20 protein-coding genes are annotated in these 22,057 nt (G+C 52.9%); 11 read left to right on the forward strand and 9 right to left on the reverse strand.

Annotated features, from left to right (window positions below; all coding sequences use genetic code 11):
- Positions 1-41 precede the first annotated feature (41 nt).
- Both FIV00_RS16380 and FIV00_RS16385 read right to left on the reverse strand, forming a co-directional pair.
- The gene (locus FIV00_RS16380) at positions 42-758 is read right to left on the reverse strand and encodes a phosphatidylcholine/phosphatidylserine synthase (RefSeq protein WP_152501746.1); all 717 of its coding nucleotides are present in this window, start codon (positions 756-758) and stop codon (positions 42-44) included.
- Between the two features lie 188 nt (positions 759-946).
- On the reverse strand, positions 947-1,867 hold the full coding sequence (locus FIV00_RS16385; RefSeq protein WP_209006578.1) for a DUF2182 domain-containing protein: 921 nt from the start codon (positions 1,865-1,867) through the stop codon (positions 947-949).
- A gap of 234 nt (positions 1,868-2,101) precedes the next feature.
- Here FIV00_RS16385 and FIV00_RS16390 point away from each other — a divergent pair, with 234 nt between their 5' ends.
- The gene (locus FIV00_RS16390) at positions 2,102-3,304 is read left to right on the forward strand and encodes a UbiH/UbiF family hydroxylase (protein WP_152501747.1); all 1,203 of its coding nucleotides are present in this window, start codon (positions 2,102-2,104) and stop codon (positions 3,302-3,304) included.
- Between the two features lie 15 nt (positions 3,305-3,319).
- Here FIV00_RS16390 and FIV00_RS16395 read toward each other — a convergent pair whose 3' ends face one another.
- Together FIV00_RS16395 and FIV00_RS16400 are read right to left on the reverse strand one after the other, a co-directional pair.
- Positions 3,320-3,751, reverse strand: a complete 432-nt coding sequence (locus FIV00_RS16395) for a DUF1801 domain-containing protein (RefSeq protein ID WP_209006579.1) — start codon at positions 3,749-3,751, stop codon at positions 3,320-3,322.
- A gap of 18 nt (positions 3,752-3,769) precedes the next feature.
- The gene (locus FIV00_RS16400; RefSeq protein ID WP_152501748.1) at positions 3,770-4,720 is read right to left on the reverse strand and encodes an AEC family transporter; all 951 of its coding nucleotides are present in this window, start codon (positions 4,718-4,720) and stop codon (positions 3,770-3,772) included.
- Positions 4,721-4,948: 228 nt separating this feature from the next.
- On the opposite strand from FIV00_RS16400, the gene FIV00_RS16405 reads away from it, so the two are divergent.
- From FIV00_RS16405 to hspQ, 3 genes are all read left to right on the forward strand, one after another.
- Positions 4,949-5,914 carry a lysophospholipid acyltransferase family protein gene (locus FIV00_RS16405; RefSeq protein ID WP_152501749.1) on the forward strand — a complete coding sequence of 322 codons (966 nt, stop codon included), beginning with the start codon at positions 4,949-4,951 and terminating at the stop codon, positions 5,912-5,914.
- A 92-nt stretch (positions 5,915-6,006) separates the two neighbouring features.
- Positions 6,007-7,050 carry a CoA ester lyase gene (locus FIV00_RS16410; protein ID WP_152501750.1) on the forward strand — a complete coding sequence of 348 codons (1,044 nt, stop codon included), beginning with the start codon at positions 6,007-6,009 and terminating at the stop codon, positions 7,048-7,050.
- Positions 7,051-7,152: 102 nt separating this feature from the next.
- Complete coding sequence (gene hspQ, locus FIV00_RS16415; protein WP_152501751.1) at positions 7,153-7,476, forward strand: heat shock protein HspQ; 324 nt, start codon at positions 7,153-7,155, stop codon at positions 7,474-7,476.
- Positions 7,477-7,567: 91 nt separating this feature from the next.
- Here the strand turns inward: hspQ and FIV00_RS16420 are convergent, their stop codons facing one another.
- Positions 7,568-8,179: an invasion associated locus B family protein gene (locus FIV00_RS16420; RefSeq protein ID WP_152501752.1), complete on the reverse strand. Its 612-nt coding sequence runs from the start codon at positions 8,177-8,179 to the stop codon at positions 7,568-7,570.
- Positions 8,180-8,444: 265 nt separating this feature from the next.
- On the opposite strand from FIV00_RS16420, the gene FIV00_RS16425 reads away from it, so the two are divergent.
- The 4 genes from FIV00_RS16425 to FIV00_RS16440 all read left to right on the forward strand — a co-directional run bounded on the left by FIV00_RS16425 (position 8,445) and on the right by FIV00_RS16440 (position 13,932).
- Positions 8,445-10,316 (forward strand): extracellular solute-binding protein, encoded by a 1,872-nt coding sequence (locus FIV00_RS16425; RefSeq protein WP_152501753.1) that lies wholly within the window; start codon positions 8,445-8,447, stop codon positions 10,314-10,316.
- Positions 10,317-10,340: 24 nt separating this feature from the next.
- Positions 10,341-11,972: a class I adenylate-forming enzyme family protein gene (locus tag FIV00_RS16430; protein WP_152501754.1), complete on the forward strand. Its 1,632-nt coding sequence runs from the start codon at positions 10,341-10,343 to the stop codon at positions 11,970-11,972.
- Between the two features lie 9 nt (positions 11,973-11,981).
- Positions 11,982-13,163, forward strand: a complete 1,182-nt coding sequence (locus tag FIV00_RS16435) for a hypothetical protein (protein WP_209006580.1) — start codon at positions 11,982-11,984, stop codon at positions 13,161-13,163.
- Positions 13,164-13,257: 94 nt separating this feature from the next.
- The gene (locus tag FIV00_RS16440; RefSeq protein ID WP_152501755.1) at positions 13,258-13,932 is read left to right on the forward strand and encodes a DsbA family oxidoreductase; all 675 of its coding nucleotides are present in this window, start codon (positions 13,258-13,260) and stop codon (positions 13,930-13,932) included.
- 74 nt (positions 13,933-14,006) lie between these two features.
- Here FIV00_RS16440 and eno read toward each other — a convergent pair whose 3' ends face one another.
- Positions 14,007-15,281, reverse strand: coding sequence for a phosphopyruvate hydratase (gene eno / locus FIV00_RS16445; RefSeq protein WP_152501756.1), 1,275 nt, complete (start codon positions 15,279-15,281; stop codon positions 14,007-14,009).
- 145 nt (positions 15,282-15,426) lie between these two features.
- Positions 15,427-16,275, reverse strand: coding sequence for a 3-deoxy-8-phosphooctulonate synthase (kdsA, locus tag FIV00_RS16450; RefSeq protein ID WP_152501757.1), 849 nt, complete (start codon positions 16,273-16,275; stop codon positions 15,427-15,429).
- 391 nt (positions 16,276-16,666) lie between these two features.
- Between kdsA and galU the strand changes: the two genes are divergently transcribed.
- The 3 genes from galU to FIV00_RS16465 all read left to right on the forward strand — a co-directional run bounded on the left by galU (position 16,667) and on the right by FIV00_RS16465 (position 19,588).
- Positions 16,667-17,560, forward strand: coding sequence for a UTP--glucose-1-phosphate uridylyltransferase GalU (gene galU / locus FIV00_RS16455; protein WP_152501758.1), 894 nt, complete (start codon positions 16,667-16,669; stop codon positions 17,558-17,560).
- Positions 17,561-17,665: 105 nt separating this feature from the next.
- Complete coding sequence (locus tag FIV00_RS16460; protein ID WP_152501759.1) at positions 17,666-18,970, forward strand: nucleotide sugar dehydrogenase; 1,305 nt, start codon at positions 17,666-17,668, stop codon at positions 18,968-18,970.
- 183 nt (positions 18,971-19,153) lie between these two features.
- The gene (locus FIV00_RS16465) at positions 19,154-19,588 is read left to right on the forward strand and encodes a DUF4864 domain-containing protein (protein WP_152501760.1); all 435 of its coding nucleotides are present in this window, start codon (positions 19,154-19,156) and stop codon (positions 19,586-19,588) included.
- A gap of 39 nt (positions 19,589-19,627) precedes the next feature.
- Here FIV00_RS16465 and tgt read toward each other — a convergent pair whose 3' ends face one another.
- Both tgt and queA read right to left on the reverse strand, forming a co-directional pair.
- Positions 19,628-20,779 (reverse strand): tRNA guanosine(34) transglycosylase Tgt, encoded by a 1,152-nt coding sequence (gene tgt / locus FIV00_RS16470; protein WP_152501761.1) that lies wholly within the window; start codon positions 20,777-20,779, stop codon positions 19,628-19,630.
- Between the two features lie 7 nt (positions 20,780-20,786).
- Positions 20,787-21,860 (reverse strand): tRNA preQ1(34) S-adenosylmethionine ribosyltransferase-isomerase QueA, encoded by a 1,074-nt coding sequence (gene queA / locus FIV00_RS16475; RefSeq protein WP_152501762.1) that lies wholly within the window; start codon positions 21,858-21,860, stop codon positions 20,787-20,789.
- Positions 21,861-22,057: the final 197 nt, after the last annotated feature.

Genomic DNA, 22,057 nt, shown 5'->3' on the forward strand with positions numbered 1-22,057 from the left:
ACCAAAGAATTAGAGATCGAGAATTAGCGATCCTGAATAGCTCAATCGACCCGGTCCAACACTTGCTGAACTGCGGAAACGAAGAACAGGTAAATGCTTGCAGCAGTAAAAAGCATTGCCATGGGAGCGTTCAAGGTCATGTTGTCCAAAATGGCAAGCGCTGCCAGACCCATCCAGAGGAGCGTCACCGGGAGCGTCAGCACACGCCAGCGCCGCACCCGCACCGGATGAACGAAACGGACCGGCGCGAATGTCAAAGCACAGCAAAGCAGGATGAACCCAATGGTGAAGCCTTCCGATGGCGACAGAACCATCAAGCCGAATATGACCATGTTCCAGCCAGCAGGGAATCCCTTGAACGATCCATCCGGCGTTTTCATTCCGTTGTCAGCGAAGTAAAGCGCGCCCGTGAAAACGATCAATCCACCGCAGATCCAGTTCCAGGGCTGCGACAACATCAAGCTCCAGGAGAGCGCAAATGCGGGCAGAAAAACGTAAGTCGCGTAATCGATGACAAAATCAAGGGAAGCGCCAGACCAGCGGGGCAGCTTTTCAGCGATATTGAATCGGCGAGCGAGCGGTCCGTCGATTCCGTCGATAAAGAAAGCCAAGCCTAGCCAGGCGAACATTTCTGCCCAATTTCCCTGGGCTCCGGCCAAGAGCGCGACAAGGGCAATGGGCGCACCGGACGCCGTCAGGATATGAATCAGAAACAGGGCCGGTTCGGCTCTGTCTTTACCTGTCGGAATGTCCGTCACGCGAAGTCCTCACTCCAATCCAGGGTGAATAAGGCTGACAGCGGTAGGACTGGATCAATTTTTGGAATTACCTGTCACTGCGCTGGAGCGGTTGGAAACCTTTATTGCAATCGTATGACAGTGTGAACCGAAAAAACAGCCCCAGCTCACTTTCCTTGCCAATCTTGATGTCATCAAAGGCTTCGGTTTCAAAATGCATTGCCATCAACGAGGATAAGTGTGGTCAGGAAGCCTGCCCACATCAGGAAGAAGACACCCAGAAGATTGGGAAAGATACGGCTCGGGAATGTCTTTTCCAGAGCCATGACCGCACCCAGCAATGCGATCCATATGACGTTCATAAGTCCGACCGCGAACATAACCGTCATCACCGCCCAGCAACAGCCAAGACATGCCCAGCCCTGTACGACGCCTTCTTTCATGCCGGTTGCAACGCGGTTTCCTGTATTCGTCTCAGCAAATACCCAGCGTGGATACCAGCAACGCGCGAGGCATGCTTTTTTGGCAGGTGTGAATTGGTAAAGACCCGCGGCAAAAAGGACGCTTGTTGTCAGTGCGAGCGTTGCCGGTGCCATCATGTCGCTGACCGCGCCTATCTTGAAAAGCAACACTTGGGCGGACGTTGCGACCGCGGCATAGCCCAGCCAGACAAACACATAGCCCATTGATGCACTGATGACGGCAGAGGCTGGATTGATCTTTGAGTTTGTCTCTTGGCCCAACTTGAGGTGATAGGCCCGCAACATGGGAATTGCGCTCGGCAGCATCATTGCGAATGCCATCATGGCCCACATCACGAAGATCTTCAAAACGTCAGTAGCTGCCATTGCCGGGCCAGGCATTCCGAATGTAGCGCCAGCTGGAAGACATAGGACCGCAAGTGCAGCTCTTGCGTCTGCAGACAGGCCCTTGAACAGGTTGAATTGGTTCAGCAGTCCCATGCCGGGACCAGCTTCAGTCATGTCCATTACAGGAACCATGTCGGCGACCATGGCGACAAGATAGGCCCAACCGGAGAGCGTCAAAAGCGTGATGAAAAGCAAAACCATTGGCCAGCCGCGCGTAAATCCACTTTCCATCTGAGTGTTGCTGGCCGTGGTCAATGGCAATGTCAATTCCTTCAATCCGATAAGCCTGCTATTGAACAAGCCTGCTGATTTGGCACCTGTGTGATCAGATTAGTTAGCAGGACAGCGATGCGAAGCATTTGATTTCGCTCACTATGGCAACATATGCTTAAAAGCAGGGTTCGCGGTATCAAACAGGCTGCGTAACTTCGTCTCGTTGAATTTCTCCTTTCTGCGATCGATCTTAAGCCAATCCCTATCAAGTGAGCCTGGATTATGCCGAAAGCAAAATTGTCCCAGATCTATGACATAGCGATCGTCGGAGGTGGACCGTCAGGACGAATTGCAGCGCTGACACTGGCGCAAAACGGTTTTTCCTGTGTTCTCGTAGCTCCCAGATCAACAATAAAGGATGGGCGCACAACAGCTCTTTGGCAAAGGTCCATCGAGCTGTTGCAGGAGATCGGTGTTTGGGACGAACTCGCCAACACGGCTTGCGAGCTTAAGAAGATGCGCATGATCGACGATACAGGTCGGCTCATTCGTGCGCCGGAAGTCGTGTTTGACAGCGCTGAACTCGGTATGGAAGTTTTTGGTTTCAATATTTTAAATCATGAACTTAATAAAATACTTGAGAAACACTGCGACGCGCATAACAACGTTGCCGACCTGGACGACAGCGCTGCGCAGGTCGAATTTGGCGATGAAACTGCGCTTTTGACCACAAAGTCCGGGCAAACCATCGAAGCGCGTCTGGTCGTTGCTGCAGACGGGCGAAACTCCGTACTCAGAGAAACAGCCGGGATCCCCGTTCGCCGATGGTCCTATCCTCAGGTAGCCGTGGTTCTAAACCTTGAGCATCGTTTGCCGCATCAGCACATTTCAACTGAATTTCACACGCCAACAGGTCCGTTCACGCTTGTCCCACTGCCCGGCAGACAATCGTCGCTCGTGTGCGTCGAAACGGCAGAAGGTGCAGAAGCCCTGCTTTCACTTGAAGATCATGAGTTGGAGTTTGAGTTGGAGCGTCGCGCGCACTCCATTCTGGGACGTTTTTCCTTGGCGTCGAAACCACAGAGTTTTCCCCTTTCAGGACTTACTGCGCAGACCTTGGTCAAGGACAGACTGGCACTTGTCGGAGAAACCGCGCACGTCTTCCCGCCGATCGGTGCACAGGGCCTAAACCTGTCACTGCGGGATGTCCTGGACCTTTCCGGTGTCCTTCTGGCAGCGCGCATGAAACATCAGGACATAGGCCGCGAAGCCGTACTCAAGGCATATGATACAAAGCGTGCCAGCGACATCCGTTCGCGTACCAATGCGGTTGACGCGCTCAACCGATCTCTTTTAACCGATTTCCTGCCGGTTCAGGCTGCACGCAGCATAAGTATGCACCTGGCCGAACGTGTAGGCCCATTTCGGCGAATGCTCATGCGCGAGGGGCTTGCGCCAGGATCTGCTTTCGGGTTTGGCCGTTAGCAGAAGTCGACCAGATCACGACAAAGCTGTTTTTCGCTTGTTCTTGTTGGCATGGTAAGTGAGTGCCATCAGGATCATCTGCCGAACGTCGTCCTCCGGCAGTGCGGTATCCAGACGAAAATGAACACTGCGATCTCCGCCGAACGTCATGTCCGGAAACAGGCCGCGCCACTCCGACACAAGTGAAGACTGACAGTTGACATAAAGCGCGTAATCGCCTGCATCAGATGTATCCCGGTCGATACGAACCGTTGTTCCGGATTTTGGACGAATTGTCAGGTAACTGGGCTGTCCCCATTTGAGCGTTTCTTCAAGCGTCCCGACAGCATCGCTGGTATTTGCTGTTTCTACAATGAGAGTTCTCAGTTTGAGAATTGCAGCCCTCACCTCATCTGAGTAACCATCTATGACGGAAAGCACATCCGGGTTGTCTTGCATTTTGCTCATTGAAGTTTTCCAGGCTGTTCAGGTTGGCAAAAGTCCCGTCGTAATCGCCCAGATGAAGAAGGTGACGGTCACAATGGAAATTGCAGTTCCAATCAGTACGAAACTCGAGGCTCTTTGAACATAGGTTCCGTATTGTTGAGCAATCACAAAGACATTCGTTGCAGGCGGCAAACACGACATGAGAACGGCGGTCGCCACCCAACTCGGGTCGAAGCCGCCAAGAAAACTCAAAAGCAAGAAAATAAGAACCGGATGCAAAACCAGTTTTATGGCCAGAACGACCGGCAATTCGAGCGGAATTCTGCCGACCGGCCGAAGCGCAATACTCACACCCATAGCGAACAAAGCGCAGGGAGCAGCAGCATTGCTGAGGTATCTCAACAATGTATCAACAGCCTGAGGGGGCCGAAATTCAAACGCTGCGGCCATGACGCCGGCAATCGTCGCCAGAATGAACGGATGGGTGAAAATACGCGTGCCGATTTGTTTCAACGTTCCCAGGAAACTGTCGTTCTCGGTGCCGGCGAGCGCCATCAGGAGCGGCGCCAAGATGAACATCAGCGCATTGTCGAATGCCAGGATCAAGGCAGTAGGTACGGTTGCCTGCTCACCAAGTACTGCGAGTGTCAGGCCCGGTCCCATGTAGCCGACATTTGAGTACGCTCCGGCAATACCGAGAATGGTAGATTCGCCGATATTTCCGCGAGTTGCCAAGACGCCGATACAGAACGAGATTGCGAAGACGATGTATGTTGTAAATGTTGTGGCAGCAACGAAAGACACGTTTGCCAGTTGTTCAAAAGGTGTTTCTGACAAAAGACGAAAGAACAAAGCCGGCAAGGCGAGATAGACGACGAAGAAGTTCATCCAGCTCAAACCTGCTTCGGGCAAGTTGCGCAACTTGCCTGCGCCGAACCCAAGGAGAATCAGACCGAAAAACGGCAAGGCAAGTGTAACGACGTCCTGCATTCAACTTCCAGATTTCGACAAACTGTGACGGTTCATACCGGGCAATAAACGGAAGGCGCTTGCATCTTGCGCCTGGCTTGGCTAGGACGCGTGACTTAAGGGCCAACACGTTGTCCTGCATTCCAATCAGGTCTGAAACCACATCGCAAGGTCACATTCAAGCGGACCGGATTGGGACAAGCCCTCTTCCAAGGAAAGAGGCGCAAAAACCGAGAGCACTTGTCCGAAATGTCACGGAAGAAAAGACAGCGCAATCATCCCAAACTGACAGCTATGCAGAATTGGGTCGAAGGGATCGCCCTTCATGCCGCGATCTGGGTGTTTCGGCTCATTCCGGTTGATGTTGCTTCTTTCGTTATGGGTGCGTTCTGGCGACGGCTTGCGCCTTTGAATGCAAGGCACAAGCGTGCGCTTCGACATCTGGAAAAAGCGTTTCCTGAAATGGCGCCAGAAGAGCGCGAAAGAACTGTCCGAGGCATGTGGGAAAACCTTGGTCGGGTTGCGGCGGAAACATTTCATATCGATCGGCTATTACGCAAAGAAAAACGGTTTGAAGCAGATGCTGACGAAGAGACACAAGAGCTGCTGAAGGGCGGCAAGGCATGTTTGTTTGTCTCGCTTCACAGCGCTAACTGGGAGCTTTGTGTCCAGCCGGCTGTTCAAAATGGGCTTTCGATTACCGGAATTTATCAGGCATTGCGCAATCCGGAGGCTGACAAGGCGCTGCAGGCGCTCCGGCAGGATCTCTATAAAGGCGGCCTTCTTTCCAAGAGTCACCAAACGGCTCGCAAGATACTTGCAACGCTCAAGTCAGGTGGCGTGGTCGCCATGATGGGGGATCTGCGGGAAACGAGAGGCATACAAGTGCCGTTTTTCGGACAATTGGCTTATGCCAACCCTGTTCCTGCATCGCTTGCACGCTCCTGCAATGTTCCAATCGTACTTGGAAGAGTTATCCGAAAGAGTGGCGTGCATTTTCGTGTCGAAGGCAGGGCCATTCATGTCCCGATTACCGACAACCGGCAGGCAGACATCGAGACAGCGACGGCACAGATCCACGCAGTTTTTGAGGAATGGATCCGCGAATACCCTGATCAATGGATGTGGATCCACAAGAAATGGGCCCCTCCTGGCAAGACCTCTGCTCAAAAACAGGCGCGCAAGGCCGCGGTTGCCAAGCTCAATACGGGTTGATTTTGTTGGTGAGCCCTTCGCCTTTCGGGGGATGGTTGCAGCGCAGCATTGACGCTATAGCTATCAGCCATACTGGTGGAGGATGCAGACACATGAAGACCCCGAGCGCATTTTATCAACCTCTTGCGATTGGTGCACCGTCGCCGTTCAGGGAATTGCCAGTCACTCTTGAGCGGATGATTCATTTCGTCCCGCCCCATATTGAGAAAATGCGTGCGAAAGTGCCCGACCTGATCAAGAAGGTCGATGTCGTTCTTGGGAACCTGGAAGATGCCATCCCGGCAGACGCAAAAACCGATGCCCGCAACGGCTTCATACAGCTCGCGAAAGAAAACGACTTCGGTTCAACGGGATTGTGGACACGCGTCAATTGCCTGAACAGCCCCTGGTTTCTGGATGACCTCCTGGAAATCGTTCCTGCCGTGGGCGACAAGCTCGATGTCGTCATGCTGCCCAAGGTAGAGGGTCCCTGGGACGTCCACTACCTTGACCAGCTGCTGGCACAGCTTGAGGCCAAGTCTGGAATTAACAAGCCAATAATGATCCACGCCATTCTGGAGACAGCAGAAGGCGTTAAAAACGTGGAGGCAATTGCCGCTGCCAGTCCGAGAATGCATGGCATGAGCCTTGGGCCAGCAGATCTGGCGGCTTCACGCGGCATGAAAACAACGCGTGTCGGCGGAGGGCATCCCGATTATGCGGTTCTGTCCGATCCTGATGAAACGGGGAATGCACGGACAGCCTATCAGCAAGACCTCTGGCACTACACCGTGGGCAAGATGGTCGATGCCTGCCTGTCTTATGGCTTGAAACCCTTTTATGGACCCTTCGGCGATTTCTCCGATGCTCAAGCTTGTGAAAGCCAGTTTCGAAATGCATTCCTGATGGGATGTCTGGGCGCGTGGTCACTTCACCCGACCCAGATTGATATTGCCAAGAAGGTATTCTCTCCCGATCCGGCCGAGGTCGCATTTGCAAAGAAAATTCTAGACGCCATGCCTGACGGCACGGGTGCGGTCATGATCGATGGTAAGATGCAAGACGATGCCACATGGAAACAAGCAAAGGTGATTGTAGATTTGGCGAAACTTGTGTCATCGAAGGACAGTGAGCTTGCTGAAATCTATGGCCTTTAGACTTTCGCAAGGCTCGATGTCTAAGGTTTAATGTGACAACGCTTGCAAGCAGGCTGCTGACACGGTATCCCGGCATTGCATGCAGTAGGCGGACGAGTAACCATGCGGACGGCAAAATTCAGAATTGGACAGGTCGTTCGACACCGGATTTATCCCTTCAGGGGGGTAATTTTCGATGTCGACCCAACGTTCAGCAACACGGAAGAATGGTGGAACGCCATTCCTGAGGATGTGCGACCGCAACGTGACCAGCCGTTTTATCACCTGCTTGCAGAAAACGAAGAAACTGAATACGTCGCTTATGTGAGCGAACAAAATCTCGAGCCGGACATGACTGGTGAGCCCGTGCGGCATCCGCAGGTGGAAGAGATTTTTGAGGAACAGACCGACGGTTCCTATTTGCCGCGAAGTGTCGAGATCCATTAAACAGATTTAAGTCATTTTGTAATGACAAGAAAAAAGGCCGGAACGATTGTTCCGGCCTTTTTTGCATTGGTGCAGCAACTAGTACTTGCGACTATTCGCTGGCCTTTTGAGCGTCGATCAGCTTCTGACGGGCTTCGTCAGCGCGCTTTTGCAATTCGCTTTGAAGTTCTTCCTGACGCTCTTGCAATTCTGCAATGTTCATTGGGTCACCGTCATAAACTTTGGTGAAGCCGATCAGCGTCATCTTGAAGACGATTTCCTTGGCCTGCTGGTTGTATGGTGCAACCCGCATTTCGCCGCCCTGCTTCATCGCGTTGATGAATGTGTCATCAATGGCAAGTTCAGCATAACAGGCATTGGGTGCACAGATGCTGTATTTGCCTTGCACCGGCTTGCTGTCGTCAATTTGAATGCGCAAGCCTGGCTGGATTAGAACACCGGTCGGAACTGCGACAAGCAGCTTCTTGCGTGCTTCACCTTCCGTTTCCTGAATAGCAATGTTGCTCAGGAATTGGCCTGTGTTGGTGCGCAGTTCAATCGAGATGAAGCAGATTTCCTTCTGCGTCTTCGGATTGGTGTTACACGCCTTCGTCCAAGGGCTATTTTCTTCCTGGGCGATTGCGGGAGCACCTGCAAAAGAAGACACAGCCAGGAACGCTCCTGCAGCGCATCCAAACAATCCTCTTTTCAAAACACTCTTCATCGAAACGTCCTCAATCGTGCGTGTGCGAAACTTTCGCGTTGTTCTGAGCCATTCCGGATGTAACCGCAAGACCCGATAGAACATTTGATCCGTGAAAACATGGTAACGCACTTAATTAGGGCAAGAGGGTGGCCGATTTGCAACGTAGGCCCTGTCCTGGATTCAAATCTGAATATCTTGGTGTTTATTTCTTGCGCCGGGCGCGTCTCAACAATCCTTGTGTTAGGCTAAAGGGTGAGAATCAACGGTATCTCGGGCGGTTGTCATGCGTTTTATTGATAGTGCTGTGCATTCACTTCTGAAGAACGGTGTCCTTGGGGCTGCGCTTGCGCTTTCCCTTTCGGCGGTGCCATTTTCGGGCTCAACAGCTTTTGCCGATGATAAAGACGTGCCGTGGGTTCATGGCATATCCATGCACGGATCCCCTGCCCTTGGACCGGATGAACCGTTTCCCTACGCCAATCCAGATGCTCCCAAGGGCGGCTCCATAACGCTTGGCGTTCAGGGAACCTTCGACAGCATGAATCAGTTCATTGTTCAAGGTGGTTGGACAACGGCAAGAGGGATGCGTGAACGCCAGTTCGGCAACAACATCCTGGAGAGCCTTCTCGTTCGCTCCTATGCGGAACCATTTTCACTCTATGGGCTCGTGGCACAGCGCGTTCGCATGCCCGACAGCCGGGAATGGATCGAGTTTGAGTTGAACCCGGATGCCAAGTTCTCCGACGGTACACCTTTAACCGTTGATGACATTATCTTTTCCCTCGAGGTCATTGAAGAAAAGGGACGGCCGCCTTATCGCAACTGGTACGCAGCCATCAAGGAAAAGCAGGTCACTGCGCCTAACCGGCTGAAGCTCGTGTTTGAAAATGGAGACAATCGCGAATTGCCGCTGCTCATTGCTCTGGCGCCAATCTTCTCTAAAAAACACACAGATGCCGAGAATTTTGACAAGTCCTCGCTCAACCCGCCGATCGGGTCCGGCCCCTATACCTTCAAGACGATCGAAGCGGGTCGATTGGTTGTCTATGAAAAGAACCCAGACTACTGGGCAAAGGATCTGCCCGTTAAGGCCGGTTTCGACAATTTCGATGAAATCCGCGTTGAGTACTTCCGGGATGAAACGACACTTCAGGAAGCCTTCAAGAAAGGCCTTGTGAATGCGCTTCAATTCCGGGACCCGGCACGGTGGGCAACCGGATTTGACTTTCCTGCGGCCGAAAACGGTGACGTTGAAAAGCTTTCCATTCCATTCGGTATCCCGGCCAAGATGCAAGGCATTGCATTTAACACCAGGCGTGAGCAGTTTAAGGACAAAAACGTTCGCAAGGCGCTCAGCATGCTCTTCGATTTCAAGTGGGTGAACGAAAACCTCTATTACGGGCTTTATCAGCGCACCGCCGGGTATTGGGACAATTCCGATCTTTCCTCTATCGGACGGCCCGCAAGTGACCGGGAAAAAGAATTGCTGGCGCCTTTCCCTGACGCAGTCGATCCGGAAGTCATGGCTGGAACTTGGAGGCCTGCAGATGCCGATGGTTCAGGTCGTGACAGGAAAGTCCTGCGTGAAGCGCTCGGAACGTTTGGCGAGGCTGGTTACAGCCTGGAAAACCGGAAGCTCGTGAACAAGGAAACCGGAAAGCCGCTTTCATTCGAGATCCTTGCAAAGAACGAAGACGAAGAAAAACTTGCACTCGCCTATATCCGCACATTGGAACTTCTGGGCATTGAAGCAACTGTTCGAAGTGTTGATCCGGCACAGTTTGAAGACCGCCGCACCAAGCGTGAGTTCGATATGGTTTTCAACACCTGGAGGGCGTCGCTGTCACCAGGTGCCGAACAATATGGACGCTGGTCTTCAAAAGCGGCGGACCAGGAAGGTTCCTTTAATTTCGTGGGCGCTCGGGAGCCGGCAATTGATGCCTTGATCGACGAAATCGTCGGGGCACGCAGTCGCGAGCATTTTGTCGACGCCGTTCGGGCCTTCGATCGTGTGCTCATTTCAGGAGCTTATGCCGTTCCGCTGTATCACGTTTCAGACGACTGGGTTGCCCATTGGAAAAAAGTCATCCCGCCGCAGTCACACTCTCTTTACGGACACGAATTCGACACTTGGTGGTCAGCCACCGCTCAATGATCGGACCTATGGACGAAGGATAATATGAAAGTCACTCAAGAAAGCCTTGCAAAGGAGTACCATGAAAGCGGAGCCTGGTCCGATGTGCCGCTTGACGAACTCCTGAAAAAGACTGCCTCAGAACACCCTGACAGACTTGCCCTTGTGGATGCACCAGATCGGGCAGACTGGACAGGCGGTGGGCCCAGATCGCTGACTTATGCGGAGGCCGATCGTGAAATAGACCGGCTGGCAGCTTTCTACAGCACAGTCGGACTGTCCGCCGACCATGTCATCGGCGTTCAGGCACCTAATACGGTCGATACGGTGATTGCTCTTCTGGCAGCGCTCAGAGCTGACCTTATCGTTTCCCCATTGCCTCTGCATTGGCGCCAAAAGAATGTACTTGAGGCGTTGAATTCAATTGGCGCGAAAGGCTTTATTGCGGCTGACCGTGTGGAAACCAGAGATGTTGGCGTCGCCGCGCGAGATGTTGCCGCCGACCTCTTTTCACTGCGCTTTGTATTCGGGCTTGGCAAAGACGTTCCCGATGGACTGATTGAACTCGGGCCGTTGCTTCGTGATATGGCAGACGATCTGGAGTTTTCGTCCAGCGAACGTCCGGATCCGGCCGACCATACCGCCACGATCTGCTGGAGCCGTAGCGGCGAGGAAAATGTTCCGGTGAGCAGATGCCACAACCATTGGATGGCCGCAGGCCAGATGGTTGTCCACGAAGCCCATATCAAGGAAGAAAGCAACATCCTAGTGCCCTATTCGCTCAGCGGATTGACGGGACTTGGTGGCGGTCTGGTTCCCTGGCTGCAGACCGGTGGAACACTGCATTTGCATCACCCGACATCACTGGCAAACCTTGCCGCTCATGCGAATGACGTTGGCGCGGATGTTGTCATGACACCTGGTCCACTTGCGCAAACTTTGGACCGGAAGCTTGAAAACAACAACACGTCGGTACTCGCAGCCTGGAACATAGCCGCACCGCATCCGACTACGTTCGTGGCGCGTCGCAGGCTAGTCGACCTTCATGTTGCAGATGAGTTTGCACTTGTTGCCAAGGCCCGGGGGCCTTCTGCCAAAATGAAGGCGACTGCGCTGGGAAAGTATAGCGGGCCGAACGGGTGCGAAAGCGGGCCAGCCCTCCTGGAAGTCTCGGTCAATGACGAAGTGGAAGATCAGACACCCACGCTTTTGGTGAAAGGGGCGATGGTTCCTGAAATAGGTTGGCGCACGATCAACAGCGAACAGCGACGTGTGCGTTGGGAAGGAACCGGCTATCTGAATACCAATATCAAGGTCGAATTGACCGATGGAGGCATCTCAGGTTTTGGCATTCCGGGCCAGTATGCGCTTGGAACCGGAAATCTCGAGACGATCGATGTTATCTATTCAAGGTATCCAGGCATCAGGGAAGCAGCCGCTTTCGTCGTTGAGGACGGAATTCTTGGCGCGAGAATGTATGCGGCCCTTGTGCCAGAACCGGGCAACGTGCCCGATGCGGGTGCCTTTTTTGCATATCTTGATGCGGAAGGCGTCGACCTTGCCAAAATACCCCATCGTGTACTGATCTTGCAGTCTTTGCCTCGAAATGCCGATGGAACGCTTTGCAGGGACCGGCTGACAATGCGGACGCAGCGGCTGCCGGCTGCTGTGGCATAGGGAGTGGGAATGGACGTTGAAACTTCGCTTTCCTGGCGTGGTCCCTATTGGTATGCGGGGCGACGTCCAAGGCGAACCAATGTCGGGGACGATCCGGAAGATCTGGATGTTTCCCTTCATGACATGTTTGCGCGCGGCAATACCCTGCCGACAGGACTTCCGGCCGCCATCGTTGTCGACATTTCCGAACTTGAGGAAGCCGAACGGGATCCGTTTTTCAGCTGGCTTTTAAACGAGATCTCCAAATTGCCGTGTGAAGTTCCCTTTTACGTCCTGACCGGCAGTGAAGATGTATTGCCCGATGATCTGCCGGCAACTGCAATTATTGATCGGGTCGTGCCGGATGACGTGTTGATTATGTTGATCTGCATTCATCAGCGCGCAATCTTGCGGTCTGAGGAGGCTCAGCTGCGAAGAAGGGTTTTTGGCCGTATTCCGGGGTTTGGAACCGCTCCGCACCACAGCGGAACGAGCAGCCTTATGGTGGTAGGTCTCAGCGGCCGTTTTCTGGAATGGCAAGACGCCAGTGACGACAAGGTTGAAGTCGTCGGAGCCTTTGACGGCAATATGGCGGTAGAATTCATGTCTCAACGCGCCTTTGACGCGGTTGTTGTAGACGCTCCCTTTGATGATGCGATTGACTATATGCAGCAAATTCGAAGAGATGCCCGGTTTGCCGGTTTGCCTGTCTTGGCGGTTTGCGAACGTGAAGAGGATTTTGTGCTACTGTTTCGGAACGGTGCCTCTGATGTGCTCGCCGGAGAAAACCGAAAGGAAACGCTGAGTCGGAGATTGAAAGCTGCCATCCGGTTCGGAAAACGGCGCCGGCTTGCCGATCGGGTGCTTGCTGAAAGTCATGTCTGGTTGCGGCAACAGGTCAATCACGGCGGCCTCGGTGTTGAGTATTACACAAACTATCTTGAATCCTGCAGCAACGCTTTGGCCGTTCGAGGTCTCGATCTATGGGAAATGAGGCTTCAGCCTGAAAACTTCGGTTTGACCGTATCCAGTGATTTCAATCTCGAAGAGATCAATGCAACCCTGCTATCGGTTGCTGACGCCACGAGCCGGGACGAGGATTTGGTTTGTCTGGTGAGGGACTTCGGCCCGGTGGCGGTCCTGAAAAACGAGGCAGGGACTGAAAGGCTTCAAAAACGCATTAACTCGATCTTGAGTCATACTGTTCTTTGAACCTTGATTGCCACAAGATTGCCCCGAAATTGGGGTTGGCATATCCGTTTCAGGCGTTAGCCTTTGTTGAACGACACTCATGTTGGATGGATGAATGACCGATGTTGCCCCTTTGACCGTCGATGTGGTCTCCGATGTCATGTGCCCCTGGTGCTATATCGGCAAGAGACGGTTGGAGGCAGCGATCAGATCCGTTCCGGATTTGGATGTATTGGTTCGCTGGCATCCGTTTCAACTCGACGCCACGCTTCCCAAGACAGGAAAAGACCGGCAAAAATACCTTAGCGACAAATTTGGCGGCCTGGACCAGGCAAATGCCTTTTACAGCCAGATCAAGGCAGCTGGACTTGAGGAAGGAATTGACTTCGCATTTGATGCCATCAAGCTGTCGCCGAACACGCTGGACTGTCACCGTCTCATTCTGTGGTCTCGAGCAGATGACCTTCAGGACGAGGTGGTAGAGCGGCTTTTCAAAGCCTATTTCCTTGATGGAGAAGACCTGACGAAATCGGAGACGCTCGTCAGGATTTCAGACGAGGCAGGCATGGAATCTGACCTGGTCGAGCAGCTTTTTGAAACGGATTCCGATCTGGACAAGACCATTGCTCAAATTGGCAAGGCGCAAGAATCTGGGATTACCGGGGTGCCGTGTTTCATCATTGATGGGCGGTTTGTATTGGCTGGTGCTGAAAAGGCTGAAACCATTGCAGCAGCGTTGAAACATGCGGAGGAAACACGCACGTTTCCGGAAACTGAATCCGTAAACTGACCTACGCTACGGCTGGACGTAAAAAAGCCCCGCGATGACGCGGGGCTTTATTATTTTTGCTGTTCAGAACAGTTTTAGCCGCGCAGGATCGAACGACCTGCATATTGCGCCTGAAGACCAAGTTCTTCTTCGATACGGATGAGCTGATTGTATTTTGCCAACCGGTCAGAACGAGCCAGTGAGCCCGTTTTGATCTGGCCGCAATTCGTTGCCACTGCCAAGTCTGCGATGGTCGAATCTTCTGTTTCACCAGACCGGTGTGACATGACCGCAGTGTAAGCCGCCTTGTGTGCTGTCTCGACCGCATCAAGCGTCTCAGACAAGGTTCCGATCTGATTGACCTTGATCAGGATCGAATTCGCAACACCCATGTCGATGCCTTTGCGCAAACGCTCCGAGTTGGTCACGAAAAGATCGTCGCCCACGAGCTGGCACTTGTTTCCGGCGAGATCTGTCGTCGCCTTCCAGCCTTCCCAGTCATCTTCAGCCAAACCGTCTTCAATTGAGATGATCGGATAGCGAGACACGAGATCATCGAGATATTTGGCCATTTCTTCGGGTGCGAGTGTCTTGCCCTCACCTTCCAAGACGTATTTTCCATCCTTGAAAAACTCTGTCGAGGCTGCGTCTAGGGCGAGATAGACATCATCGCCTGGCTTGTACCCGGCAGTTTCAATTGCCTTCATGACGAAACCGATTGCAGCGTCTGTCGATTCCAGATTTGGAGCAAAGCCTCCTTCGTCACCGACATTTGTGTTGTGGCCGGCAGCGTTAAGGGCTTTTTTCAGTGTGTGGAAAATTTCCGAACCCATGCGCACTGCGTCGCTGAGACTTTCAGCGCCGACCGGCATGATCATGAATTCCTGGAAATCGATTGGATTGTCGGCATGTGCGCCGCCGTTGATGATGTTCATCATCGGTACAGGCAAAGTGCGAGCAGACGTACCGCCAACGTATCGATAAAGCGGCAGGCCCGACGCTTGAGCAGCAGCGCGCGCCGTCGCCAATGACACTCCGAGGATGGCATTTGCACCAAGACGCGCCTTGTTCGGTGTCCCGTCAAGGTCGATCATGGCCTGATCGATCTGAAGCTGGTCTTCTGCTTCCAGGCCACCGATCGTTTCAAAGATCTCACCGTTGACTGCATCAACCGCCTTTTGAACGCCCTTTCCCATGAAACGGCTTCCGCCGTCTCGCAGTTCCACCGCTTCGTGAGCGCCTGTCGAGGCTCCGGACGGCACAGCTGCGCGGCCAAAAGAACCGTCTTCAAGGAAGACATCAACTTCTACGGTTGGGTTGCCACGGCTGTCAAAGATCTGACGGCCGACAACATCGATAATGGCGGTCATGGATAGAGCTCCTCGTCGGGATGGACTTGAATTAATACCGAGTCAGGTGTTGGAACCGGCAATGCTGATAGCCTGTAGAAAGGCTTAGGGGTCGGAGCAAAGCTCCAAAAAGACAAAGGCCGCACTTTTCGGCGCGGCCCAAACACTATTCGGCTGCAACAGCCGGTGACTTCACGACGGCATCAAGTGCCTGCAGCTGTTTCAACAAAGCTTCCAACTTGTTGAGCGGCACCATATTCGGTCCGTCTGATGGTGCTTTGTCTGGATCTGGATGTGTCTCAATAAACAAACCGCCGACACCTACGGCAACCGCCGCACGAGCAAGAACAGGAACCATTGTCCTGTCGCCACCTGTGGATGCTCCCTGCCCGCCTGGTTGCTGCACGGAATGAGTGGCGTCGAACACGACCGGAGCCCCTGTCTGCGCCATGATTGGCAGAGCTCTCATGTCGGTTACGAGAGTGTTGTATCCGAAACTGGCGCCCCGTTCAGTCAAGAGAACATTCGGATTGCCGGATCCTGTGACCTTGGTCAGAACGTTTTTCATGTCCCAGGGTGCAAGGAATTGTCCCTTCTTAACGTTGATGACCTTACCTGTCTTTGCTGCGGCAACCAGCAAATCTGTTTGCCGGCAGAGGAACGCCGGGATCTGAAGCACGTCGATCACTTCGGCGACGGGAGCGCATTGCTCGGCAGCATGAACGTCAGTGATGACGGGAAGCCCGAACTTCTCTTTGACCTCTGCAAAGATTGGGAGAGCTTCGCTCAATCCGACACCTCTTCCACCTGAGAGTGAGGTCCTGTTGGCTTTGTCAAAGGAACTCTTATAGACCAACCCGATGCCGAGGCGGTCGGCAATGTCTTTGATTGCCTCGGCGCATTCCAATGCATGAGCACGGCTTTCCATAGCGCACGGCCCGGCAATCAGACTGAACGGGGCTGAATTGCTGAACGTTACGTTTCCAACAGATACTTCACGATTAGGCTCGGACATCAATCACCACTTTTCAGCACAAGACGGCGCGGATCGCGCATGTCTAATACAACTTTGGCCGCGGACAGGATTCCGGCATTGCATAACCTTCTTTTGCATCGGCTGCAACCACGGTCCGCACCAGCCAAGTCTTGGAAGATCCGGCGGAATAGGCACCCGCTGATCCCGCCCTTTCCAAGCTTGAGATCAAATCTACAACCGGCAAAAATATTGCGTTGCACAAAAATGAAATCGACAAATGTTTCGTACAGTCATATTCTCTTTCCTGCAAAGATCGACATTCAGAAGATAACCCTTTGTTAGCGATTTTAGATCCGTAGTTTGAACAATGGGGCCGCACAGAGGCCTCATCGTTTCAAAAGCAGCTGACGCAAAGCATTGGAAGGCAAAAATGAAGAAGCCAATTCGCAAGGCCGTGCTCCCTGTCGCCGGTCTCGGGACAAGATTTCTGCCGGCCACCAAGGCCGTGCCGAAGGAAATGCTCACAATTGTTGACCGGCCAATCATCCAGTACGTTGTCGATGAAGCAAGAGCGGCTGGAATTGAGCACATTGTTTTTGTGACCGGGCGCAACAAGCATGTCATCGAGGATCACTTCGACATGGCATACGAGCTTGAGGACACCCTCCGATCCAGGAACAAGGATGCTGCGCTCGACCTGTTGGAGAAACACCGGCCTGAGCCTGGTTCCACAAGTTTCACCCGCCAGCAAGCGCCCCTTGGGCTTGGGCACGCGATATGGTGCGCCCGAGATATTATTGGCGATGAACCATTTGCGATCCTGCTACCAGATGTGATTATCAAATCCCAGGTCAGTTGCCTCAGACAGATGGTTGATCTGTACGACCAGACAGGCGGCAATGTGATCGCTGTTGAGGAAGTTCCGGAAGATCAGACCCATCAATATGGGATTGTCGAGCTTGCCGAAAAGATCAACGACAATGCCAGCAAGATTTCGAATATGGTTGAAAAACCTGCACCGGGCACCGCACCTTCAAACCTGATGATAACTGGCAGATATATTCTACAGCCCGAAATTTTTGAACTTTTGTCAAACCAGACCAAAGGCGCTGGCGGCGAGATTCAGCTGACTGACAGTATGCTCTCCATGATGAAAAATCAGTCCTTTGCATCGCTCAAGTTCGAAGGCCGAAGCTACGATTGCGGCAGTAAACCGGGCTTTCTGTCAGCTAACATCGCATTCGGAATGGACGATCCTGCTCTTGCGGAAGAATTGGTTCCATTCATGAAGGAAATGATCCGGCAGCCACTGGCCGCTGAATAAAAGCGGCCAGATTGCCTGCGGGCTTGAAAAGACTTCAAAGAACGGATTAGGACTGAGCCGGATCACCAACAGGTGGTTCGGCTCTTCCATTTTTCAGGAACCTCCATGATTTCTCGTAATCTTTCCCAGCTCAAGATAGCCGTTATCGGTCTTGGATATGTCGGCTTACCGGTGGCTGTCGCGTTTGCTGGGAAAGGCTACGATGTTCTTGGCTACGACATCAGCCAAGGCAGACTTGATGAGTTGAAAGCTGGAAGCGACAGCACAGCTTCGGTTTCGACGGCAGAGCTCAACCAGCACTGCCTGTCTTTTTCCTCAGATGAGGCATTACTCAAAGACTGCGATGTTTTTATCGTTGCGGTTCCCACGCCTGTGGATGACGCAAAACGACCGGACCTGACACCTTTCAAAGGTGCCGCTGAAACTGTCGGTCGCAATATGAAGCGCGGCTCAATTGTCGTTTTTGAATCGACGGTTTTTCCCGGGGCAACCGAAGAGGTTGCCGTGCCCCTGCTTGAACACGCGTCACAGCTAACTTTGCATGATGGATTTGAAGTCGGGTATTCGCCCGAACGAATAAACCCGGGCGATGGCCAACGCGGATTTTCTGACATTACCAAGATTGTTTCCGCGTCTTCTGAAACAGCCATAGAAATCCTCGCAGACCTCTATGGCAGTGTGGTCAGTGCCGGCATACACAAAGCCCCTTCTATCAAGGTGGCGGAAGCGTCCAAGGTTATTGAAAACACTCAACGCGATCTGAACATCGCATTGATGAACGAACTATCGATGATGTTTCACCAAATAGGGATCGACACTCGAGATGTTTTGGCCGGGTCCGCGACGAAATGGAATTTTCTACCGTTTCAACCCGGATTGGTCGGTGGCCACTGTATCGGGGTAGATCCCTACTACCTCACCCACAAGGCACATGAAATCGGTATGACGCCGCAAGTAATCCTGGCTGGCCGAGGTACCAATGAAGCGATGCCTGGATTTGTTGCCGGGAAGGTCATCCAGGAAAGCGTGAAGCTCGGTCAGCCGATGCCGCTGAAAATTGCGGTTCTCGGAATTACCTATAAAGCTGACGTTCCAGACACTCGAAATTCGAAGGTCGTGGACCTGATACGCGAGCTTGAGAAGTTCGGTGCTGAGGTTCTCGTACATGATCCACTCGCCGATCATGATCAGGTCAGGGAAGAATATGGCATCGACCTGAGCGATCTTGATCAGCTACAAGAATCACATGTTGTGGTACTTGCGGTTCCGCATACGCAATTTTTACAAGGCCATGATGGCTGGCAGATGACGACCTCGGTTTTGAAAAACAGCACGGGCCTTGTTGCAGACATACCAGCTGTTCTTGATCGCGAAACTGTGCCTGACAACGTAACGCTGTGGCGCCTTTGATTTTTCAAGCTTTTTTAGAATCGCAACCGAGTAAAAACAGGAAATTATTGACGTCTTTATTATTATTATTTCGTTTTCGGCAAAAGAAGACTGCCTGTTGACGTCGGGGATTACTCTCATTTTGCGATCTGGTTAAACAATTGCGCCGTATACTGATCGGGTTCAGAAAAGGAGACACCGATCATGGCTCAAACTCGTTTCTGGAAGACAGCGGCAGCTGCGGGTCTTGGCGCTCTCTTATGTCTGGGCGCCGCACAGGCTGAGGAAGCGCCAGACAGTGGCGTTTTCCAAAAAATCATCAAAAACCAGATGACAGCCTTTGCCTCCGGGAATGCCAAGGCGGCCTTCTCTTTCGCCACTAACTCTCTTCAGCAGCAATTCCAGACGCCTGAGTTTTTCATGGAAATGGTGCGTCAGGGATACCAACCGGTGTTCCGGCCCAAGAGCGTTACCTTTGGGCAATCCAAGATGACGAAGCTGGGGCCAACCCAGGAAGTTTACGTTACTGGACCCAAGGGTAAAAACTGGCTTGCGCTCTACAGTTTCGAAAAACAGGACGATGGCTCCTGGCGCATATCAGGCTGTTACCTGACCAAGTCAGACGGGATTTCTGCTTAATCCGGCAGGATCAGCGTTGTCGTTGTCATCACGGCGGGTTTAGTGCGCGGGAATATCACCCCGCGCCCAATCTTCCTTGGTTCTTGAATAGAAGTCGTCAAAGTGACCCGCCTCGATGGCATCACGCATGCCCTGCATGAGGTGCTGGTAGTAAGCAATGTTGTTCCAGGTCAACAGCATACCTGCGAGCCCTTCCCCCGATCGAACCAGGTGATGCAGATAGGCCCTGCTGTAGATGCTGGAGGCTGGGCAACTGCTCTCGTCATCGAGTGGCCTTGGATCGTCCTGGTGACGCGCGTTTTTTAGATTGACCTTGCCGAAACGGGTATAGGCCAAGCCGTGTCGGCCAGCCCGCGTTGGCATAACGCAATCGAATTGATCAATACCGCGCTTGACACTTTCAAGAAGGTCATCAGGAGTGCCCACTCCCATGAGATACCGAGGCTTGTCAGTCGGCATGACGGGTGTCGTGATGTCGAGCATACTCAACATAACTTCTTGTGGTTCTCCTACGGCAAGCCCTCCGACTGAGTATCCTTCAAAGGGCATTTTCCCGAGTTCCTGTGCGGATCGGATCCGAAGGTCCGGCTGATCGCCACCTTGCACGATTCCGTAAAGTCCTTGCCCTTTTTGGGGACCGCTCATGTCTTCAAACTGCCTTCGGGAACGTTCTGCCCACCTAAGCGACAGTTCCATGGCGCGCTGCACCTCTTCTTTCGGGCTTGGAAGTTTGATGCATTCATCAAGCTGCATCTGAATATCCGATCCAAGCAAGCCTTGAATCTCGACCGAGCGTTCCGGTGTCAAGTGATGCTTGGAACCATCGATATGACTTTGAAAACGGACGCCGTCTTCATCCAGTTTGCGCAGTTGAGCGAGAGACATCACCTGAAATCCGCCACTGTCGGTTAGGATCGTGTGCGGCCAATTCATGAACTTGTGCAATCCGCCAAGTTTTTCGACCCGCTCGGCCGTTGGTCGAAGCATCAGGTGGTAGGTGTTTCCAAGGACAACATCCGCACCGGTTTCACGCACCTGTTCGGGATACATGGCCTTGACCGTCGCCTGTGTGCCCACCGGCATAAAGGCAGGAGTGCGGACCACGCCGTGTGGTGTTGTAATTTCTCCCCGACGCGCCATTCCGTCGGATGAAATCAACTTGAAACCAAACCTTTTGTTCTGCTCGGTCATGATGTTCCTAAACCGCGCCTTGCTGCGGAAACAGCAAAGAGGCGTCGCCATAGCTATAGAAGCGATAGTTTTGTTCAATCGCGTGTTGGTATGCGGTGCGCATTGTCTCAAGCCCGGAAAACGCCGACACAAGCATGAACAACGTAGATCGCGGGAGATGGAAATTGGTCATCAAAGCATCGATCGCGCGGAAGTGATAACCGGGAGTAATGAAGATTGCGGTCTCACCGGCAAACGCGGTTATTTCACCCGTGATCTGGGCAGAGCTTTCCAGAATACGCAATGAGGTCGTTCCGACACTGACAACTCTGTTGCCCCGCGCTTTTACAGCCCTCAGCGCTTTGGCAGTTTGTTCTGAGATCGCTCCCCACTCGGCGTGCATCTTGTGGTCGCTGGTGTCTTCTGCTTTCACCGGCAGAAACGTTCCGGCACCGACATGTAGCGTCACGCGGTGCTGTTCCACACCTTGCTGCGTTAATGCTTCCAGAAGATCCGGCGTAAAATGCAGACCGGCGGTTGGGGCTGCTACAGCGCCGTCCTTTTCGGCAAATATTGTCTGGTAGTCTTTGCGATCCTGTTCATCTTCTCCGCGTTTTTGGGCGATGTAAGGTGGCAGAGGAATGTGCCCTACGGCCGCGATGGCCTCGTCAAGTGCGGGACCGTCTCTGTCAAAAACGAGAAGAACTTCACCACCGTCGGCTTTTTCCGCAACTTCTGCAGTCAATCTTGCCCCAAATCCTTCGAATAGGATGGTGTCGCCAACTTGAAGTTTCTTTGCCGGACGGACAAAAGCCTTCCAGCTGTTTGAAGCAGTCCGCATATGGAGGGTTGCGCCCACTCCAGCGCTGATGTCACCGCGCAATCGTGTCCCTTCAAGTTGCGCAGGAATTACGCGCGTGTCGTTGAATACAAGAGCATCGCCGGGCTTCAATATATTGCTCAGATCCCGTACGCCCTTATCGGATAGCGGGAGGTTTTCATCGGGTTTGACAACAAGCATACGTGCCGAATCCCGCGGCCTTGCCGGACGCAATGCGATCCGCTCGTTTGGGAGGTCAAAATCAAAGGTATCAACGCGCATGACGCTCAGATTGTTCGCTAGTCTTGAGTTTCTGAATTACGTGCACAGCACCGCTTGAGGTGAACCGGACAAGATCAGGTCAGCGGCTCATAAAGGGCGATCGAGATCCGGTCAACACAAGGAACCCAATTCCGGCACCAGTTAAAACGGCGCGGCATATTCTGCCGCGCCGTTTCACTAAAAAAACTGCAAATTCT

Origin of the sequence: Labrenzia sp. THAF82, assembly GCF_009363435.1 — a bacterium.
GTDB lineage: Bacteria > Pseudomonadota > Alphaproteobacteria > Rhizobiales > Stappiaceae > Roseibium > Roseibium porphyridii.

Coding starts and splice junctions, on each gene's coding strand:
- FIV00_RS16430 (WP_152501754.1), top strand. CDS start 10,341: ATGAAAGTCACTCAAGAAAGCCTTGCAAAGGAGTACCATGAAAGCGGA.
- FIV00_RS16460 (WP_152501759.1), top strand. CDS start 17,666: ATGATTTCTCGTAATCTTTCCCAGCTCAAGATAGCCGTTATCGGTCTT.
- FIV00_RS16420 (WP_152501752.1), bottom strand. CDS start 8,179: ATGAAGAGTGTTTTGAAAAGAGGATTGTTTGGATGCGCTGCAGGAGCG.
- FIV00_RS16400 (WP_152501748.1), bottom strand. CDS start 4,720: ATGCAGGACGTCGTTACACTTGCCTTGCCGTTTTTCGGTCTGATTCTC.
- eno (WP_152501756.1), bottom strand. CDS start 15,281: ATGACCGCCATTATCGATGTTGTCGGCCGTCAGATCTTTGACAGCCGT.
- FIV00_RS16425 (WP_152501753.1), top strand. CDS start 8,445: ATGCGTTTTATTGATAGTGCTGTGCATTCACTTCTGAAGAACGGTGTC.
- FIV00_RS16395 (WP_209006579.1), bottom strand. CDS start 3,751: ATGAGCAAAATGCAAGACAACCCGGATGTGCTTTCCGTCATAGATGGT.
- FIV00_RS16440 (WP_152501755.1), top strand. CDS start 13,258: ATGACCGATGTTGCCCCTTTGACCGTCGATGTGGTCTCCGATGTCATG.
- FIV00_RS16435 (WP_209006580.1), top strand. CDS start 11,982: ATGGACGTTGAAACTTCGCTTTCCTGGCGTGGTCCCTATTGGTATGCG.
- queA (WP_152501762.1), bottom strand. CDS start 21,860: ATGCGCGTTGATACCTTTGATTTTGACCTCCCAAACGAGCGGATCGCA.
- hspQ (WP_152501751.1), top strand. CDS start 7,153: ATGCGGACGGCAAAATTCAGAATTGGACAGGTCGTTCGACACCGGATT.
- FIV00_RS16390 (WP_152501747.1), top strand. CDS start 2,102: ATGCCGAAAGCAAAATTGTCCCAGATCTATGACATAGCGATCGTCGGA.
- FIV00_RS16410 (WP_152501750.1), top strand. CDS start 6,007: ATGAAGACCCCGAGCGCATTTTATCAACCTCTTGCGATTGGTGCACCG.
- FIV00_RS16405 (WP_152501749.1), top strand. CDS start 4,949: ATGTCACGGAAGAAAAGACAGCGCAATCATCCCAAACTGACAGCTATG.
- tgt (WP_152501761.1), bottom strand. CDS start 20,779: ATGACCGAGCAGAACAAAAGGTTTGGTTTCAAGTTGATTTCATCCGAC.
- kdsA (WP_152501757.1), bottom strand. CDS start 16,275: ATGTCCGAGCCTAATCGTGAAGTATCTGTTGGAAACGTAACGTTCAGC.
- galU (WP_152501758.1), top strand. CDS start 16,667: ATGAAGAAGCCAATTCGCAAGGCCGTGCTCCCTGTCGCCGGTCTCGGG.
- FIV00_RS16465 (WP_152501760.1), top strand. CDS start 19,154: ATGGCTCAAACTCGTTTCTGGAAGACAGCGGCAGCTGCGGGTCTTGGC.